17 protein-coding genes are annotated in these 17,070 nt (G+C 58.1%); 6 read left to right on the plus strand and 11 right to left on the minus strand.

Annotated elements, in window-relative coordinates; translation table 11 throughout:
- Positions 1 to 183: 183 nt before the first annotated feature.
- A complete protein-coding gene (locus tag AC2FJZ_RS14130; RefSeq protein ID WP_496778335.1) occupies positions 184 to 1,263 on the minus strand; it encodes a hypothetical protein in 1,080 nt (359 codons plus the stop codon).
- A 237-nt stretch (positions 1,264 to 1,500) separates the two neighbouring features.
- Between AC2FJZ_RS14130 and AC2FJZ_RS14135 the strand changes: the two genes are divergently transcribed.
- Both AC2FJZ_RS14135 and AC2FJZ_RS14140 read left to right on the plus strand, forming a co-directional pair.
- On the plus strand, positions 1,501 to 2,976 hold the full coding sequence (locus AC2FJZ_RS14135; protein WP_496778336.1) for an NAD-dependent succinate-semialdehyde dehydrogenase: 1,476 nt from the start codon (positions 1,501 to 1,503) through the stop codon (positions 2,974 to 2,976).
- Between the two features lie 128 nt (positions 2,977 to 3,104).
- Positions 3,105 to 5,288 (plus strand): esterase-like activity of phytase family protein, encoded by a 2,184-nt coding sequence (locus AC2FJZ_RS14140; RefSeq protein ID WP_496778338.1) that lies wholly within the window; start codon positions 3,105 to 3,107, stop codon positions 5,286 to 5,288.
- Positions 5,289 to 5,368: 80 nt separating this feature from the next.
- Here the strand turns inward: AC2FJZ_RS14140 and AC2FJZ_RS14145 are convergent, their stop codons facing one another.
- The 7 genes from AC2FJZ_RS14145 to AC2FJZ_RS14175 form a co-directional block, all read right to left on the minus strand.
- Positions 5,369 to 6,295 carry a DMT family transporter gene (locus AC2FJZ_RS14145; RefSeq protein ID WP_496672380.1) on the minus strand — a complete coding sequence of 309 codons (927 nt, stop codon included), beginning with the start codon at positions 6,293 to 6,295 and terminating at the stop codon, positions 5,369 to 5,371.
- Between the two features lie 176 nt (positions 6,296 to 6,471).
- Entirely contained in the window at positions 6,472 to 6,939 is a 468-nt protein-coding gene (locus tag AC2FJZ_RS14150; RefSeq protein ID WP_496672377.1) for an Hsp20 family protein, read from the minus strand.
- Positions 6,940 to 7,062: 123 nt separating this feature from the next.
- Positions 7,063 to 7,878: a trypsin-like serine peptidase gene (locus tag AC2FJZ_RS14155; protein WP_496778340.1), complete on the minus strand. Its 816-nt coding sequence runs from the start codon at positions 7,876 to 7,878 to the stop codon at positions 7,063 to 7,065.
- The gene (locus AC2FJZ_RS14160) at positions 7,875 to 8,666 is read right to left on the minus strand and encodes a trypsin-like serine peptidase (RefSeq protein WP_496778342.1); all 792 of its coding nucleotides are present in this window, start codon (positions 8,664 to 8,666) and stop codon (positions 7,875 to 7,877) included. Before AC2FJZ_RS14160 ends, AC2FJZ_RS14155 begins: the two co-directional genes overlap by 4 nt.
- 119 nt (positions 8,667 to 8,785) lie before the next feature.
- A complete protein-coding gene (gene glcF / locus AC2FJZ_RS14165; RefSeq protein ID WP_496778344.1) occupies positions 8,786 to 10,099 on the minus strand; it encodes a glycolate oxidase subunit GlcF in 1,314 nt (437 codons plus the stop codon).
- A gap of 4 nt (positions 10,100 to 10,103) precedes the next feature.
- Positions 10,104 to 11,222, minus strand: coding sequence for an FAD-binding protein (locus tag AC2FJZ_RS14170; RefSeq protein WP_496778346.1), 1,119 nt, complete (start codon positions 11,220 to 11,222; stop codon positions 10,104 to 10,106).
- Between the two features lie 63 nt (positions 11,223 to 11,285).
- Positions 11,286 to 12,725 carry an FAD-linked oxidase C-terminal domain-containing protein gene (locus AC2FJZ_RS14175; protein ID WP_496778348.1) on the minus strand — a complete coding sequence of 480 codons (1,440 nt, stop codon included), beginning with the start codon at positions 12,723 to 12,725 and terminating at the stop codon, positions 11,286 to 11,288.
- An 81-nt stretch (positions 12,726 to 12,806) separates the two neighbouring features.
- Here AC2FJZ_RS14175 and AC2FJZ_RS14180 point away from each other — a divergent pair, with 81 nt between their 5' ends.
- Positions 12,807 to 13,517, plus strand: a complete 711-nt coding sequence (locus tag AC2FJZ_RS14180; RefSeq protein WP_496778350.1) for a DUF599 domain-containing protein — start codon at positions 12,807 to 12,809, stop codon at positions 13,515 to 13,517.
- Positions 13,518 to 13,552: 35 nt separating this feature from the next.
- The gene (locus AC2FJZ_RS14185; protein ID WP_496778385.1) at positions 13,553 to 13,900 is read left to right on the plus strand and encodes a hypothetical protein; all 348 of its coding nucleotides are present in this window, start codon (positions 13,553 to 13,555) and stop codon (positions 13,898 to 13,900) included.
- A gap of 3 nt (positions 13,901 to 13,903) precedes the next feature.
- Here the strand turns inward: AC2FJZ_RS14185 and AC2FJZ_RS14190 are convergent, their stop codons facing one another.
- From AC2FJZ_RS14190 to rsfS, 3 genes are read right to left on the minus strand one after another with little or no spacing between them, the layout of a single operon-like run.
- Positions 13,904 to 14,389 (minus strand): flavodoxin family protein, encoded by a 486-nt coding sequence (locus tag AC2FJZ_RS14190; protein ID WP_496778352.1) that lies wholly within the window; start codon positions 14,387 to 14,389, stop codon positions 13,904 to 13,906.
- Position 14,390: 1 nt separating this feature from the next.
- Positions 14,391 to 14,861, minus strand: a complete 471-nt coding sequence (rlmH, locus tag AC2FJZ_RS14195) for a 23S rRNA (pseudouridine(1915)-N(3))-methyltransferase RlmH (protein ID WP_496778354.1) — start codon at positions 14,859 to 14,861, stop codon at positions 14,391 to 14,393.
- Positions 14,862 to 14,905: 44 nt separating this feature from the next.
- Positions 14,906 to 15,268 (minus strand): ribosome silencing factor, encoded by a 363-nt coding sequence (rsfS, locus tag AC2FJZ_RS14200; RefSeq protein ID WP_050605604.1) that lies wholly within the window; start codon positions 15,266 to 15,268, stop codon positions 14,906 to 14,908.
- Positions 15,269 to 15,497: 229 nt separating this feature from the next.
- Here rsfS and AC2FJZ_RS14205 point away from each other — a divergent pair, with 229 nt between their 5' ends.
- Both AC2FJZ_RS14205 and leuC read left to right on the plus strand, forming a co-directional pair.
- Positions 15,498 to 15,605: an isopropylmalate isomerase gene (locus AC2FJZ_RS14205; RefSeq protein WP_157054256.1), complete on the plus strand. Its 108-nt coding sequence runs from the start codon at positions 15,498 to 15,500 to the stop codon at positions 15,603 to 15,605.
- A 43-nt stretch (positions 15,606 to 15,648) separates the two neighbouring features.
- Positions 15,649 to 17,052 (plus strand): 3-isopropylmalate dehydratase large subunit, encoded by a 1,404-nt coding sequence (gene leuC / locus AC2FJZ_RS14210; RefSeq protein ID WP_050605605.1) that lies wholly within the window; start codon positions 15,649 to 15,651, stop codon positions 17,050 to 17,052.
- Positions 17,053 to 17,070 lie beyond the last annotated feature (18 nt).

A 17,070-nucleotide genomic window follows, 5' to 3' on the forward strand; every position in this document is an offset into this window, starting at 1 on the left:
GGCGATGAACGCCAAGCTGGCCGAGATTATGACGATTTCGGTAATCAACGCGTCCGAACCAAAAGCTCTTATTGCGATCACGCATGATCCCACACAGAGCACCACTCCGATGGCACCAAGCCCCAAGAACGAAGCCAAGAGTTTAACTATCGAGCTAACCCTACTCGGTCGAACCATCAGGGTTTAACCCCCATACAAATTCTTATCATGCTTCTCGACAATCGAGGCAAACCGGCGGGCAAAGCGCTCATCCGCCTTGGCCTTCTTCTCCAGCACGTCGCGGGCAAAGACCATGTGATCCTCATGCGCCTCAAGCATGTCGGCCATCTTCTGGTTGGTCGCGGTGCCGATGGCGGCCATGGCGGTTTGCGCCTCTTGGTCGGTCTGCACGCCGATCTCGTTGATGCGGTGGGCCACGTCCTGCTGCTGCGCGGTTTTCAGCGATTTGGTCAGGGCGTCATACAGCACCACGCGCTGTTGCGTGTCTGTCTGCAGCTTGTTGATCAGCACCATCTGCGTCGCCGCCTGGTTCTGTAGGGAGTCGACCCAGGTCTTGCCCTTTTCGATATAGCGCTCAAGCGTCTGGGACTTGGCCAGCTTGACCTGCTCTTCCTGAACCTTGGCGTTGTATTGCTTGTTCAGCTCGGCCAGTTCGGTCTCCAGCTGGGTGCGTGCGGCGGCGTCCTGTTCGACGGAGATCTTATTTTCCAGCGTTATGATCGTCGGGTCCATGCCCTGAATCTCGGTCCGCAATGCCTCCAGCTCGGCCACGGTCGCCTCACGGTCATCCAGCGTGACAGTCAAGTTATCTTCAACCTTCACCCGCTGCTCTTCCAGCACCGACAGTTGCCCTTGCAGCAATTGCACGATCACGTCGGATTTGGCGATCAGGTCCTGTAGCTTGTCGTCGATATTGGCAGTGCGCATCCGCTCTTGCCGCATGGATTCCGATTTCCCGCGTGAGAAGATGCCGACGAACGATTCCCAGCCGGTTTTCGAGCGCATCTCGTCGAAATCCTTGGAAAACGCGTTGGTGACATCATCCAGACCCATGATCAGCTCGGCAATATTGGCGTTCATCACCTCGGTATGAGCGTGCACATCCTCAAGCGTGGCGTTTTCGATGTCGATGTCTGCCTCGGCGGTGCCGATCTTGGCGCGGGCGGCCTCAATTCGCGAAGTCAGCCCTTCGATCTGCGACTGGCTTTCGCGCACCTTGGTTTGCGTTTCTTTGATCAGCGCCTCAAATTGCTGGTTCGACATCGGCTCTATCCCTTTTTTCTTCTATTACCCAATAAGATAAGGAATGTTACGGCAGTTTACATCCCTTCGGGCTCGAAAATCACCCGAACTTTCGCAAACTCGATGCAAAAAAGATAGATCGGATCAGCACCTGTTTTTGATCAAATCTGGATTGATCCCGTGCCTATAGTGGACATAGACAAGGACAATCCCACCTGATTGAGTACGCCCAACCCCATTCCTGCCGGAGATTGACCCATGCTGGACACCACAACCGACCTGAAATCGCTGCTTAAAGACCCTGCGTTGTTGGCGACCAAAGCCTATATCGGTGGCCAATGGGTCGATGGCGAAAATGGCAGTTTCCCAGTCACAAACCCAGCGCGCGGCGATGTTCTGACCGAAGTGGCAGACCTCAGCCGGGCCCAGGTCGCCGGAGCCATCGCGCAAGCTGAGGCCGCGCAAAAGGAATGGGCGAAGCTGACCGGCAAGGAACGTGCCGTGATCCTGCGGCGCTGGTTCGATCTGATGATGGAAAACGCCGAGGATCTGGGCAAGATTCTGACGGCCGAGCAGGGCAAGCCGCTGGCCGAAGCGATTGGCGAAATCGGCTATGGCGCATCGTTTATCGAATTCTTCGGCGAAGAAGCAAAACGCGTTTACGGTGAAACCATTCCCGGCCATCAACGCGACAAACGGATCATGGTGCTGAAACAGCCGATCGGCGTGGCGGCCTCGATCACCCCGTGGAACTTCCCAACTGCGATGATCACTCGAAAAGCGGCCCCTGCACTGGCCGCCGGGTGCGCGTTTGTGGCCCGCCCGTCCGAAGAAACGCCGTTGTCCGCACTTGCGCTGGCTGTACTTGCCGACCGTGCAGGCATTCCAGCGGGGGTATTCAACGTTGTGCCCTCACTGAACGCCAGTGAGATCGGCAAAGAATTCTGCGAAAATCCCGGAGTTCGCAAGCTGACCTTCACCGGCTCGACTCAGGTGGGCCGCATCCTTCTGCGGCAGGCGGCGGATCAGGTGATGAAATGCTCGATGGAGCTGGGCGGCAATGCTCCGTTCATCGTGTTCGACGACGCCGATCTGGATGCCGCTGTCGAAGGCGCGATGATGTGCAAGTTCCGCAACAACGGGCAGACCTGCGTCTGCGCAAACCGTATCTACGTTCAGGCTGGTGTGTATGACGCCTTCGCAGCAAAGCTGAAAGCCGCGACTGAAGCGCTGTCGGTTGGCGATGGCCTTTCAGACGGCACCACGACCGGCCCGTTGATCAACGACAAGGCGGTTGTCAAGGTTCAGGACCACATTGCGGACGCGACTGCAAAGGGTGGTCAGGTCCTGACCGGAGGCTTGCCCCACGATCTGGGCGGCACTTTCTTCCAGCCGACCATCGTCACCGGCGTCACGCAGGATATGAAAGTCGCGCAGGAGGAAACCTTTGGCCCGCTGGCCCCGCTGTTCAAATTCGAGGATGTGGATGATGTGATCGCCATGGCCAACGATACAATCTTTGGCCTGGCCGCCTATTTTTATGCCAAGGACCTGAGCCGCGTCTACAAAGTGGCCGAGGCGCTGGAATATGGCATCGTAGGCGTGAACACCGGCATCATCTCGACCGAGCTTGGCCCGTTCGGCGGTGTCAAGCAATCCGGCCTGGGCCGCGAAGGCAGCCACCACGGCATGGAAGACTATCTGGAAATGAAATACGTCTGCCTGTCGGTTTGATCTGACAAGACCCCGGTGCATCGCGTCGGGGTCGTTTGGTTTGTCACAAAACTGCAAACAAACCGTCACATCCCTGCAATGACCGGCGTTCATCCCCCTCTCATCCAATTGAGAGGGGATACCCAACGATGTCTTTGCGTTTTGCCTGCCTGACATCTGCCCTTGCCCTGACCACCGGTCAGGCCGTGGCAGAGATGAACTTCAACCGAATTGCGTCTTTTCCAGTCGTCAAGAACATGGCCGAGGGGGCCGACACCGAACGTGAAACCTCGCCCGAAATCATCGCGGCAACTGCGGATGGGATGACGCTGGTCTACACCGACAGCCCACTGGGCGTGATCGGCTTGATCGACATCACTGACCCCGCAAACCCGGCCCTGCTGGGTGCAATAGAAGTGGGTGGCGAGCCAACCTCGGTTGGAATCGTCGGTGCGACAGCTTTTGTGGGCGTCAACACGTCGGAAAGCTATACCGCTCCGTCCGGCAAGCTGATCTCGGTCGATATCGCGGGCAAAGCGGAAACCGGTGCCTGTGATCTGGGCGGTCAGCCCGACAGCGTCGCCATCGCCCCCGACGGCAGCTTTGTCGCCGTGGCGATCGAAAACGAGCGCGACGAAGACCTGAACGACGGCATCATCCCGCAGCTACCGGCCGGGTCCCTGGCGTTGGTACCGCTAAAAGACGGCGCGCTGGAGTGCGCGGGCATGAAGATGGCCCCGCTGACCGGTTTGGCCGAGGTTGCGCCGACGGACCCCGAGCCCGAGTTTGTTGACATCAACGCCCTTGGCGAGACCGTCATCACCTTGCAGGAAAATAACCACATCGCGGTGGTCGACAAAGACGGCAACGTGGTCAGCCATTTCTCGGCAGGTGCAGTTGATCTTGAAGGTATCGACGCCACCGACGAGCGCGGCGCGCTGATCTTTACCGAAAGCCAGCCGGGCCGCCTGCGCGAGCCTGATGCCGTGAAGTGGATCGACGACAATCATTTCGCCACCGCCAACGAAGGCGACTATGAGGGTGGTTCGCGCGGTTGGACGATCTTCCACAAGGACGGCACCGTTGTGTACGAAAATGGCACCGAGTTCGAGAAAGCCATAATCCAGATCGGCCACTACCCCGACAAACGCTCGGACAGCAAAGGGGTCGAGCCCGAAAGCGTGACCGCAGCGACCTTTGGCGGCACGCCCATGATCTTTGTCGGGGCCGAACGCGCCTCGGTCGTGGGTGTCTATGATGCCACCGACCCGGCCAACCCGGTACTAAAGCAACTGTTGCCTTCGGGCGTTGGCCCGGAAGGCTATGTTGCGATCCCAGAGCGTAACCTGCTGGTGTCGGCCAACGAAAAGGACCTGATCGAAGACGGTGGCCCGCGTGCCCACGTTTTGGTCTTTGAATACCAGGAGGCCCCAGCCAACTATCCGCATCTGACGTCCGCAGGCGCGGATGAGCTGATCGGATGGGGGGCTCTGTCCGGCTTGGTCGCGGATGAAGACGGCATGATCTATGCGGTCAATGACAGCTTCTACGGTTTCCAGCCCTCGATCTTCAAGATCGATCCCGGTCAGACCCCGGCCCGCATCGTGGACGTGATCCGCATTCACCGTCAGGACGGCAACCCGGCGCAGAAGTTGGATCTGGAAGGCATCACACTGGACGGTGAGGGTGGTTTCTATGTTGCTTCCGAAGGCCGTACCGACCGAGTGATCCCGCACGCGATCTACCACGTCTCGGCCGAAGGCAAGATCAAGGATCGTAAGGGCGAGATCGGCCTGCCGCCGGAACTGATGGCCGTCGAGAAGCGCTTTGGCTTTGAGGGCATCACCAGGGTTGGCGACACCCTGTGGATGGCAGTTCAGCGCGAATGGAAGGACGATCCGGACAACCACGTGAAACTCGTTGCCTACAATCTGGACACCAGGGAATGGGGTGCCGTGCACTATCCAAAAGCTGATCCGGAAAAAGGCTGGGTTGGTCTGTCGGAAATCGTGGCATTTGGTGACCATGTCTACGTCATCGAACGCGACAATCAGCACGACCACCGCGCCGTGACCAAAAAGATCTACCGCATTCCGCTGTCCGATATGACCCCGGCCCCACTTGGCGGCGAATTGCCTGTGGTCAGCAAACAAGAGGTTCGCGACCTGCTGCCCGACCTGACCTCAACCGGTGGCTACGTTCTGGACAAGATCGAAGGTCTGGCCATTCTGCCCTCGGGCGAGGCGTTTGTGATGACCGACAATGACGGCGTCGATGATGCCTCGGGCGAGACGATGTTCTGGTCGATCGGGTCAGTCACGGCTGGGAACTGATTGTCAATCCCAGCGCATTATTGGCCCCGCGGGAAAACTTCGCGGGGTCTTTTCTTTTGCAGCTTCGAATAGGCGCACGCTTACTTCTTTGGTTCTTCTGAGATTACAGTGGTCACGGTGCGCGTCGTCCGACTTCTGGTGGTCGCGATAGCCCCCAAAACCAAAGCGCAGGCCACGGCCTGGGATGTTGTAATAACCTCTCCAAACGCAAAGAACCCGACGGCAAACATCGTGGGCAATTCAATGCTTCCTACGACTGCGGTTTGAGATGCACCGATCAGCGGCGAACAGATCGTGTAAATCAGCTGCGGCACCAGCGCAGTGATCAACCCAATTCCGATGATCAACATCCAATCGGACTGCCCTTTCGGGAGCAAACTGGAAACGTCCGCACTCAACATCAAAGGCAAAAGCCCAAGTACCGATCCCAAAGAAACCGAGGCAATGCGTGCAAGTGGCGCGATGCGGGACAGCCTGTGCACCAAAACAGATATGCCGAAACCGAAACCAAGTGGGGCTGCCAGCGAAATCAGAAGCGTCGGAATGTGCTCGAGCGGAACAGATGCGGGCGAGCCAGCTATGATTGCGGCCACCACGATAAGGCCCGAGGCGAACAATGCACGCCGAGTGGGTGTATCCGAGAACAAAACCCAGGCCATAACCAACGTGAAAACCGGATATGTCATGTATAGGACGCCGACCGTCGAGGCGGGCAATGTTTCCAACGCGGTCACGTAGCCTGTCCACCCAAGCCCCATCACCACGCCCACCGCAAGACCCCAACAAATCTCGCGCCACGCTTTGCGGTGAATGACAAGAACAGGCAGCAGCAAGACTGCCGATACGACGTAGCGATAGAATGCAACGGCATAGGGTGCGACGCCTTGCTCGGTCAGTCCCCTGCTAAAATAGGGAACCAGCCCAAAGCAAATTGATGCAAATAGAACACCAAAGACCGCAAGTGCATAAGGAATAGCCGGTTTGGTCTGTGTCGACGTCGCTGCCATGCACAAGTGCTAGCACGGGTCCCGAAGAAATGAAGCAGAGATTCAGCAAGCGGAGACTATGGGTTCCTATTGCCGACAGGCACAATCCAAAAAACAACGCCCCGCGTCTGGAGGAACGCGGGACGTGTGTTGCGACAGTCTGGGAGGAGGAGACTGTCGCAGGATTCTCAGGCGTGTTAATTTACAGCCTTGGCGTCCACCACATCCTTCTCGATGGCTTTGGACGACGAAATCTCGATCCGGCGCGGTTTCAGGGCCTCGGGAACTTCGCGCTTCAAGTCGATATTCAGCATACCGTTCTCATGGCTTGCGCCAGTGACGCGGACGTGGTCTGCCAGCGCAAAACGACGCTCGAACGCGCGGGTGGCAATGCCACGATGCAGAAAGCTGCGGTCCTTGTCGTCGGTGGCTTTTTTGCCGGCCACGACAAGCGAGTTTTCCTTCACTTCGACGGACAGGTCATCTTCCGAAAAACCGGCGACAGCGACCGAAATGCGGTAGGTGTCGGCGTCGGTTTTTTCGATGTTGTATGGCGGATAGCTGGGCTGAGCCACATCGTTGGTCAGAACGCGATCCATCATGTCAGCGATCTGGTCAAAACCGATAGTTGCGCGGTGCAGCGGTGCAAAGTCAAATGTACGCATGTGTCGTATCCTCATCCTTGAGCGATTTACGATAAGTGCCCTCCGACTGGACGGGCGATTACAGGTACCGGACCCCGTTGTGGCGATCCGATACACATCACATGGGTAGCGATTTGATCGAGTTCAACCCCCGCCAGAGCTGATGAATTTCGCCCCTGATCCAGACTTGCCGGAACCGACTTGCAACCGTCGGATCGACGCCTTGGGTTGTGGTGCGTCACGCCGCATGATGGCCTTGAGCTCGGTGACGATCCCGTCAAGCTCCATGCCAAAGCCGACTTTCCGGCTGCCATCTGTACCAACCGCCGAAACAACGGACAGGATCTGCCAGCGCGATCCGTTCTTCGCCAGAACGGCGGACCCGGACGACCCGAAAGTGACATCGCAATCAAACAGGATCAGCCCCAGTTGACGATCGACAATTCGGCACGAGCGTTCCCGCGTGATCGCCTCGGACCGCCCACGACCATAAGAGGCGATGCTGACCTCACTTCCCAGAACACGCCCGCTGTGCAGCGCAAAGGGGTCTGCGATGGAATAGGGAATAGGCGCACCAAGGCGCAACAGGGCAACGTCTATCCGAACACTATCATGCGAAAGCGGCGGATTAGAGCCGTAGTTTGGGTGAATTGCAATCTGTGAAACTTGACGCTCGGCCAGGGCATTACCGTTGCTGAGCCCGGCGCGAAAAGTAACGTCTTCGGGGGCAAATGCGGTTCCGGTGCGCTGATCCACGGCGCAATGCGCCGCTGTCAGAACCATGTCTTGCGAAATCAACGTACCGGTACAAAACGACCCGCCCCCCATATCCAGCCGCCCGATCGCTTCCCAACCATAAAGGTCATCCCGGTCCGTCAGCTTGCGCTTGTTGGCTTGCGCATGGGACATGGTGGCCAGAACGCTTAAACCTAAAATGAGACTGAGGAAGGATCTGATCACGGCCGAATGAACCTCGCGCCGACGTTTTTCCCAGACCCTGAGCTGGGCGATGACAATCCGAATCCACGCCCTGCAGCCAGTTCATCACGCAGCAATTGCAAAGAGTGCTCAACGGCAGTGCCAATTGCTACATTCTCGCCGTCCTGACTGGCCTTGGCCGCAACAACAGACACGATCTGAGGGCGCGGGCCCTCAAAGGAAAAAACCGGCGCCCCGGACGAGCCGAAATCAACGTCACACGACATGACCATGACACCTTTTTGCCGGTTCATCACGGAACAGACCTGTTGCAGCGATGGTGCCTCGGACCGGTCATGCGCATAAGACACTACGCCAACTTCCGCGCCCCTGCGGGGTTGATCCCCTGACTCGAAGGGAATGACGGCGGTGTTTCTGATGGGTTGCCACAGCTCGATCAAGGCCACATCCACGCTTACCCTGTCGGTTGTTGAGGCAGCGCTGAATTGATAGTCGGGATGGATCACGGCCTGCCGCGCCGTCCGATAGGCCAGGGCACGCCCCAAACGCCAACCTGCCAGAAACTCGATATCTCCCGGATTGATCCGTTGCCCTGAAACTTTGTCGAACAGGCAATGTGCCGCTGTGAGCACCAATGTTGGCGACACAAGCGTTCCGGTGCAAAACCCTTTGCCCGCTATATCCAGCCGACCCACGGCCATCCATTCGCGACCAGAATCCGAAGTGTCCAGACTTTTCAGCCCGGTATCCTGCGCTGTGGCCGCCATCGGCAAGACACAGAGCACAATCGCCTTGATCCAGTTACGCACGCGGTTCTCCGGGATTCACTCTGGCCTATTTGTCCTACGGGTTGCGTTGGGCGAAAATAGGGCAATCAGCGGCTGCGAGAAATTCCAAGGCAAGTGATGCGCGTGGGCACCAACGCGAATTACTTCAAGATCGGTACAGCGTCCCTTGATTGTTGCATCGACGGCGGCTTTGGCCCACCAGTCGCCCAGTCCAGCAATTCAACTGTATGCAAAACCGGGATCTGCGTGCCCGACCCGATCTGCATCATGCATCCAATGTTTCCTGCAGCAATGAGGTCCGGCTTCTTCACTTCCAGCGTTTTGACCTTGCGCTGCTTCAGCTGGCCAGAAATCTCGGGCTGCATCAGGTTGTACGTGCCGGCGCTGCCGCAGCACAGATGGCTGTCGGCAGGCTCGACAACGTTGAACCCGGCCCGTTTCAGCAAGTCCTTGGGATAGGTCTTGATCTTCTGCCCGTGTTGCAGGGAACAGGCCGCATGATAGGCAACCGTAAGGTTTTTGTCGCGTCCATCAGGTAAGTCCAGCTGCATGACCAACTCACTGATATCCATGGCAATACCCGAGACACGCTCAGCATCTTTGGCCAGAGGATCGTTCCGGAACATATGTCCATAGTCTTTGACTGTCGTACCACAGCCCGACGTATTGATGACGATGGCATCCAGACCATCGCCGTCCATTTCGCGCGTCCACGCCTTGATATTGGCGGCGGCGGCCGCGTGGCTTTCACGACTTTTACCCATATGGTGCGTCAAAGCTCCGCAACACCCAGCGCCTTCGGCCACCACAACTTCGCATCCAAGACGGGTCAGCAATCGTATCGTGGCGTCATTGATGTCCGTGTTCAGGGCTTTCTGCGCACAGCCCGTCATCAGTGCCACGCGCTTTTTCCGATCTCCCTTGGCCGAAAAACTCTGCGGGTCATCGTTGCGGCTGACCGGCGGGATGTGTTTTGGGGCCATATCCAACATCGCCCGCAACCGGGCATCAGGCATCAGAAACCGAAACGGACGGCCCAGCTTGGCACCGATCAGGGCCCAGCGAAACCGCATCGGATAGGGCAGGATCTGCGCCAGAACCCAACGTAGTACACGGTCCGTCAAGGGGCGTTTATAGTTCGACTCGATATATTCGCGTGCGTGATCGACCAGGTGCATGTAATGCACACCCGATGGACAGGTGGTCATGCAGGCCAGACAGGACAGGCAGCGATCGATATGCTTGACCGTCTTTTCATCCGGTACGCGTTCGTTTTCCAGCATGTCCTTGATCAGGTAGATACGGCCGCGCGGGCTATCCAACTCATCCCCCAACACCTGATAGGTCGGGCATGTCGCAGTACAGAACCCGCAATGCACACAACTGCGCAGAATCTCGTTCGAGCGCTGGAATGCCGGGTCTTGCAGCTGTTTTTCTGTGAATTTTGTTTGCATCGCCCTACCCCATCAGTCCCGGATTGAATACGGATCGAGGGTCAAACCTCGCCCTTATCCCCTGTGTTAGAGCCAAAAGAGCGGCGTTTTCCGGCTGGAATCGCCCCAGCGCTTGCATTTCTTCCGGGGCCGCCCGCACCAGCGTTGAATGCCCCTGAACATAACTGAGAGCGGCTCGCAAATCCTCGCCTTCGGGCGCCAAAGTCCAGATCAGACCGCCACCCCAATCGACCACCCTGTTCGGATTATTGTCGCTGGCCACACGGACCATGTCCGTCGGCTTGACCGAGGTCTTCCAGACATTGCCCGTCTTGTCGGCAAAAGGCTCGATGTCGCGCACTTCACGCCAAATCGCAGCATTTTCAACCGGATCGGTGACAACCTGATCCGGCTTCATTTCCGCGAAAAGTTCCAGCAACTTGCCGACGCGATACTCGACAGATTGCTCAAACCCTTCGATCCGCAGCACCGTCCGAGAAGGTTTGCCGCCACACTCGGGCAACCGCGCCGCGCCATTGACTTCGAAGGGCGAGCACAATGCGTCACAAAACAGCTTGGACGTCGCGGTCCACCCGCGATCTTCCCAAACAAGCGTCGCAACGGCCTCTGGTTTGGGCAGCACTTTCAATGAAACCTCGGTCAATACTCCCAACGTGCCCCAGGACCCAGCCATCAATTTCACCAGATCATAACCGGTGACGTTCTTCATCACCCGCCCACCGTTCTTGACCACCTGACCGCGCCCATCGACAAAGCGCACGCCCAACAGAAAGTCCCGGCACGCTCCGGCCTGAATCCTGCGCGGCCCTGAAACATTTGCAGCGACAACACCGCCAATGGTCGGTTCACCCGAAGTTCCCAGCAACGCGCGATGATCCATCGGTTCAAACGCCAGTTGTTGCCCTTCCGCATCCAGCGCGGCCTCGATCTCAGCAAGTGGCGTACCTGCCTTGGCCACAAGTGTCAGGGCTCCGGGCTCATAAAGGGTGATACCGCTCAGCCCCGACACATTCAGTTCAGTGTCCGGCCCGGTCACACCGCGTGTTCCGCCCCCAGCTATCCGCACCGGCTCTTTCAACCCGGCCACCAGTTCCGCCAACTCGGCTTCCGTCTCAGGTCTCATTTGCTTCATCTTTTCAAAAATACTCCGGGGAAATCGCGCCTGCGAGATTGGGGCACAGCCCCTTTATTCCGCCGCAATGCGCCGCGCCTCGGATACGTCCAGAGGGAACACCTTTGCGGGGTTCAACAGCCACTGGGGATCAAATACATCCTTGACCGCCATCTGCGCCTCAAGATCGGCTGGCGCATATTGATGTGACATCAGATCCCGCTTCTCGATGCCGACGCCATGTTCGCCCGTCAGACATCCGCCGACATCCACGCACAGCTTCAGGATCTCGGCCCCAAACGCCTCGCATTTCTCCAAATCGCCGGGTTTGTTGGCATCAAACAATATCAAGGGATGCATGTTGCCGTCGCCGGCGTGAAACACATTCCCCACCGGCAGTCCAAATTCTTCACTCATCTCACCGATGCGACGCAAGACTTCGGGCAAAGAGGACACCGGAATCGTCCCATCCAGACACATATAGTCGTTCATCTGCCCCATTGCGCCAAAAGCCGATTTCCGGCCCAGCCAGATTTTTGCGCTTTCTTCGGCAGACTGGCTTTCGCGCAGCTCAACGGGATTGTGACGCTTGGCGATCTCGACAATCTTCGAAAGCTGATGATCAATCTCGGCCTCCGATCCTTCAACTTCGACGATCAGCAGAGCATGGCAATCGGGATATCCGGCCTTCGCAAAATTCTCACAGGCTTTGATGCACAAGGTGTCCATGAACTCGATCGCAACCGGTAAAATACCAGATTTGATAATATCAGAGACACATTGGCCCGCGACCTCATTGTCATCGAAGCCCATCAGAACCGGCCGCGCCCCTTCGGGTTTGCGCAGAATACGCAGCGTGGCCTCGGTCACGACACCCAACTGCCCTTCTGACCCGCAAATGACGCCCAGCAGGTCCAGACCGGGGGCATCCAGATGCGCACCGCCGATTTCGACAACACTGCCGTCCATCATCACCATGGTCACACCCAGCAGGTTGTTCGTGGTCACTCCGTATTTCAGACAATGCGCACCACCCGAATTCATCGCGATATTCCCGGCAATGGCGCACGCCAATTGCGAGGACGGATCGGGCGCATAAAAGAAGTCCTCTTCCTCGACGGCGCCCGTAACGCTCAGATTGGTCCGTCCGGTCTGCACCTTGATGAAGCGGTTGTCATAATCGACCTCCAGCACCTCATTCATCCGCGCCACGCCCAGAATGACGCAATCCGCAGTGGGCAGGGCCCCGCCCGCCAGCGAGGTGCCCGCGCCACGTGGGACAACCGGCACTCCTTCTTCATGGCAGATGCGCAGAACATCCGAGACTTCTTTTGTATTGGACGGCAACACGGCCAGCATCGGTGGGCACTTATACGCTGTCAGCGCATCGCACTCATAGGCTCGGGTCTCAACCGGGTCCTCGATGATGGCACTCTCGTGCAGGACACGCGACAGGCGCGCAACAATCTCCGATTTTCGGCTCAGAACCTGCGGGCTTGGCTTTGGCATTTCCATGGCGGCGTCTCCTTTTGGTAAAATAATATTACCAATTTCAAAATCTGGCAAGTTCTTCCATTCGGCCTTAGTGTCACGCTTATGATCTGGATCGAACGTGCCGCATTGTTTTCCCCTCTGGACTACACCGCCCTCGCCGTACTGCTGGGCGCGTGGCTGTGGATCGGGTGGAAGATCGAACATCCGTCGCCGCAGAAGCGTTCTGTCTCACAGATGGTGGACAACTACCGCCGCGATTGGATGCGCGAGATGGTGACGCGCCAACCGCGCATGTTCGACGCGCAGGTTGTGGCCGCAATGCGCCAGGGCAGTACGTTCTTCGCGTCCACCACAATGATTGCGATCGGCGGTGGGCTGGCCCTGTTGGGCAATACCGAGCGACTGGCAGGAGTTGCCAGTGACCTCGCCATCGGAAGCGCGCCTGCCATGGTGTGGGAGATCAAGATACTAGTCGTCGTTCTCTTGTTGGCCAACGCATTCTTGAAATATGTCTGGGCGCATCGCCTGTTTGGGTATTGTGCCGTGTTGATGGCATCGGTCCCAAACGACCCTGAAGACCCGCAAGCGTACCCACGCGCCGCTCAATCGGCCGAGATTTGCGTCACAGCAGCGCGCAGCTTTAACCGCGGTCTCCGCGCCACCTATTTTGCGCTGGCCTCGTTGGCATGGTTCCTTGGGCCAATCGCTCTGATGTTGGGCACCGTGACCACGTTCGGGGTCTTGTATCGGCGCGAATTTGCCTCGCAGTCCCGAACAATCCTGATGTCTCAAAACCCCAACACAGAGACGTGATCCCGATGCACCGCGATACCCCGTACATTCGCGCTATGCGATATGTGATTCTCAGCGCCTTCCTGGCCAGCCCCACCGTTGCCGACTCGCCGACTATCGAGAAAGTCGCGGCCAGTCGAAGTGGCGATACATGGCGCTTCGATGTCACGATTCGGCACCCGGACATCGGATGGGATGATTACGCCGATGGTTGGCGTGTTTTGGACATGAATGGAAACGAGTTGGGGATGCGTGTCCTGCATCACCCACATGTGGATGAGCAGCCGTTCACCCGCTCGCTGAGCGGTGTGGAGATACCCGAAGGCACAGCGCAGGTGCAGATTCAGGCGCGTGACAATGTCGGTGGCTGGGGCGAAGACACAACAGTGGTCGACCTGAACTGAACGTCAGAACACCCCAAGGCTCAAGCCCGCCGCCATCGCGGCTCCAATCTCGCGGCATTTCTCAAGCTGATCTTCGGGAATAGATTTTTCGGCCAGAATCGCCTCGGGCGTTTGTGCATGGGTGCAGAGGATCAGCGGTGGTTGCACCTCTTTCAACCGCCAGCCGGTTGCAATGCGGGCGGTTTGGCGCGCGGCGTTTGCGCCATCTGATCCCGCGCAGACCAGTTGCGCATATGGACGACCTTCGATTTTCCCCAGAACCGGATAGTAACTGCGGTCGAAAAACTCCTTCATCAGACCCGAAATCGCGGCCAGGTTCTCGGGCGCGCAGAAAAGATAGCCGTCGGCTTCTAGCAGATCATCAGGCCCGGCCTTATCAGCGGTTTTTAGAACAACGTCTGCCTCGTCTCGTCCGGCCTCCGCCGCTGCTTCGGCCATTTGCCGGGCTCCACCGGTGCGCGAATGGTAAACGATCAGAAGCTGCGCCATGTCAGACCCGGTGATAAGGGCCGCCCGACAGGATGGTCGCGGCCCGATAAAGTTGCTCGGCCAACATCACACGGACAAGCATATGGGGCCAGACCATCGACCCGAATGAAATGGAAAAATCGGCCTCAGCCCTTAGATTAGGGTCTATTCCGTCCGCTCCGCCGATGATCATCGCCAGATCTTGCCGCCCAGCATCGCGCCATCCACCCAACTTTTTGGCAAATTCGGGTGAGGACATGACCCGCCCCCGCTCATCCAAGGTGCAGATCACAGCACCTTTGGGCACCGCCTTGCGCAGCAGGGCAGCCTCTGCCCCCATGCCAGCGTTTTTCTTGTCTTCGACTTCGACTACACGCGCGGGACCAAGACCCAACGCACGGCCGGTCCGGTCAAATCGGGTCATGTAGTCGTCAAGCAGGGACCTCTCCGGTCCGGCACGCAATCGCCCGACCGCAATTATGCTGATACGCATATCTCTCTCGCCTCCGGCCCCTTAATACAGGCCGGGATGGCGCCTCAGTTTGCCGAGGCGCTACCGCCCTGAGGCAGCCACATCTTTTCCAGCTGATAGAATTCACGCACTTCGGGGCGGAAGATATGGACGATCACGTCGCCCGTATCGATCAGCACCCAGTCGCCGGCATCTTTGCCTTCGACCTTCGAGGTGAAACCGAATTCCTGCTTGATGCGATCCGTCAGCTTTTCCGCCATGGCCGAGACCTGACGGGTCGACCGACCCGAGGCAATAACCATGTGATCCGCAACAGAAGACTTACCCTGCAGATTGATCTGCACGACGTCTTCGGCCTTGTCATCGGAAAGTGAGGAAAGGATACGCTCAAGCAGCTTGTCGCTGATTGACTGAGAGTGGGCCATCATTTTGGCCCCGTCATCGGCGGGTAAACCCGCCTGTGTATGTAGAGACAGGACATAGTCCTCCTTTGTTGCGCGCCGTGAAACCCCGGCGCCGGGGTATTAATAAGGTAACAAGCACCCCACGACATTTCAATGAAGGCCCCCCGACCCCTCGCAGGAATGTGCCTTGGCGGCATCTGCAGGGGTACGCAAGACCTTGATAGACTCGACCAGTATCTATATCTGACCGCTTATGAGACCTCATACGGCCCCGAATATCGACCTGCAAGACCGCACGCGCCTGCGCGAACGGTTCTTTGGGGCCGCCCGCACGGTTCTGGCCCGCCTAGCCGCGGCCTAAGCCAACTCGCCAGCCAATTCTCATTACATACGGGAGTGGACCAATGTCCCCCAAAACACTCTATGACAAGATCTGGGATGCCCATGTCGCGCACGAAGCCGATGATGGCACCTGCCTGCTGTATATCGACCGCCATCTGGTACACGAAGTCACCAGCCCGCAGGCGTTCGAAGGCCTGCGCATGGCGGGCCGCAAGGTGCGCGCACCGGAAAAGACCATCGCCGTGCCGGACCACAACGTTCCAACCACACCAGACCGCGTGAATGGGATCGAGAACCCGGAATCGCGCATTCAGGTCGAAGCGTTGGACAAGAACGCGAAGGATTTCGGCATTCACTATTATCCGGTGAATGACGTGCGGCAGGGCATCGTGCACATTGTCGGCCCCGAGCAAGGCTGGACCCTGCCCGGCATGACCGTGGTCTGCGGCGACAGCCACACGGCGACTCACGGCGCGTTTGGAGCGTTGGCCCACGGCATCGGGACGTCTGAAGTGGAACATGTTCTGGCCACCCAGACCCTGATCCAGAAGAAATCCAAGAATATGAAGGTGGAAATCACCGGTAAGCTGCAGCCGGGTGTGACTGCCAAGGATATCACTCTGGCCGTGATCGGCGAGACCGGCACCGCCGGCGGCACCGGCTATGTCATCGAATATTGCGGCGAAGCGATCCGTGATCTGTCGATGGAAGGTCGGATGACCGTCTGCAACATGGCCATCGAAGGCGGCGCCCGCGCTGGCCTGATCGCACCGGATGAAACCACCTTTGAATATGTCAAAGGCCGCCCGCACGCCCCTAAAGGTGCCCAGTGGGAAGCTGCGATGGATTGGTGGAAGACCCTGTTCACCGATGAAGGAGCGCATTTCGACAAAGTCATCACCCTGCGCGGTGAAGACATCGCGCCAGTCGTGACCTGGGGCACCAGCCCCGAGGATGTTCTGCCGATCACAGCGACCATCCCCCACCCGGAAGATTTCGAAGGCGGCAAGGTCGACGCGGCCCGACGTTCCATCGAATACATGGGTCTGGAAGCCGGCCAGAAGCTGAGCGACGTGGAAATCGACACTGTATTCATTGGCTCCTGCACTAATGGCCGCATCGAAGACCTGCGCGCCGCCGCAGAGATTCTGAAAGGCAAGAAGATCAAGGATGGGATGCGCGCCATGGTCGTGCCGGGTTCCGGTCTGGTCCGAGCACAGGCTGAGGAAGAAGGTCTGGCGGAAATCTTCAAAGAGGCAGGCTTTGAATGGCGTCTGGCCGGTTGTTCAATGTGTCTGGCGATGAACCCTGACCAGTTGCAGCCGGGCGAGCGCTGTGCCGCGACCTCGAACCGCAACTTCGAAGGCCGTCAAGGCCGCGGCGGACGGACCCATTTGCTGAGCCCGGCGATGGCTGCCGCAGCGGCAATCACAGGACGGCTGACAGACGTCCGTGAATTGATGTAAGGTGCCCTCATAGCTAGA

The organism is Ruegeria sp. CDSA079 (genome assembly GCF_059612245.1).

Coding starts and splice junctions, on each gene's coding strand:
- AC2FJZ_RS14130 (WP_496778335.1), bottom strand. CDS start 1,263: ATGTCGAACCAGCAATTTGAGGCGCTGATCAAAGAAACGCAAACCAAG.
- AC2FJZ_RS14135 (WP_496778336.1), top strand. CDS start 1,501: ATGCTGGACACCACAACCGACCTGAAATCGCTGCTTAAAGACCCTGCG.
- AC2FJZ_RS14140 (WP_496778338.1), top strand. CDS start 3,105: ATGTCTTTGCGTTTTGCCTGCCTGACATCTGCCCTTGCCCTGACCACC.
- AC2FJZ_RS14145 (WP_496672380.1), bottom strand. CDS start 6,295: ATGGCAGCGACGTCGACACAGACCAAACCGGCTATTCCTTATGCACTT.
- AC2FJZ_RS14150 (WP_496672377.1), bottom strand. CDS start 6,939: ATGCGTACATTTGACTTTGCACCGCTGCACCGCGCAACTATCGGTTTT.
- glcF (WP_496778344.1), bottom strand. CDS start 10,099: ATGCAAACAAAATTCACAGAAAAACAGCTGCAAGACCCGGCATTCCAG.
- AC2FJZ_RS14170 (WP_496778346.1), bottom strand. CDS start 11,222: ATGAGACCTGAGACGGAAGCCGAGTTGGCGGAACTGGTGGCCGGGTTG.
- AC2FJZ_RS14175 (WP_496778348.1), bottom strand. CDS start 12,725: ATGGAAATGCCAAAGCCAAGCCCGCAGGTTCTGAGCCGAAAATCGGAG.
- AC2FJZ_RS14180 (WP_496778350.1), top strand. CDS start 12,807: ATGATCTGGATCGAACGTGCCGCATTGTTTTCCCCTCTGGACTACACC.
- AC2FJZ_RS14185 (WP_496778385.1), top strand. CDS start 13,553: ATGCGATATGTGATTCTCAGCGCCTTCCTGGCCAGCCCCACCGTTGCC.
- AC2FJZ_RS14190 (WP_496778352.1), bottom strand. CDS start 14,389: ATGGCGCAGCTTCTGATCGTTTACCATTCGCGCACCGGTGGAGCCCGG.
- rlmH (WP_496778354.1), bottom strand. CDS start 14,861: ATGCGTATCAGCATAATTGCGGTCGGGCGATTGCGTGCCGGACCGGAG.
- rsfS (WP_050605604.1), bottom strand. CDS start 15,268: ATGATGGCCCACTCTCAGTCAATCAGCGACAAGCTGCTTGAGCGTATC.
- AC2FJZ_RS14205 (WP_157054256.1), top strand. CDS start 15,498: ATGAGACCTCATACGGCCCCGAATATCGACCTGCAAGACCGCACGCGC.
- leuC (WP_050605605.1), top strand. CDS start 15,649: ATGTCCCCCAAAACACTCTATGACAAGATCTGGGATGCCCATGTCGCG.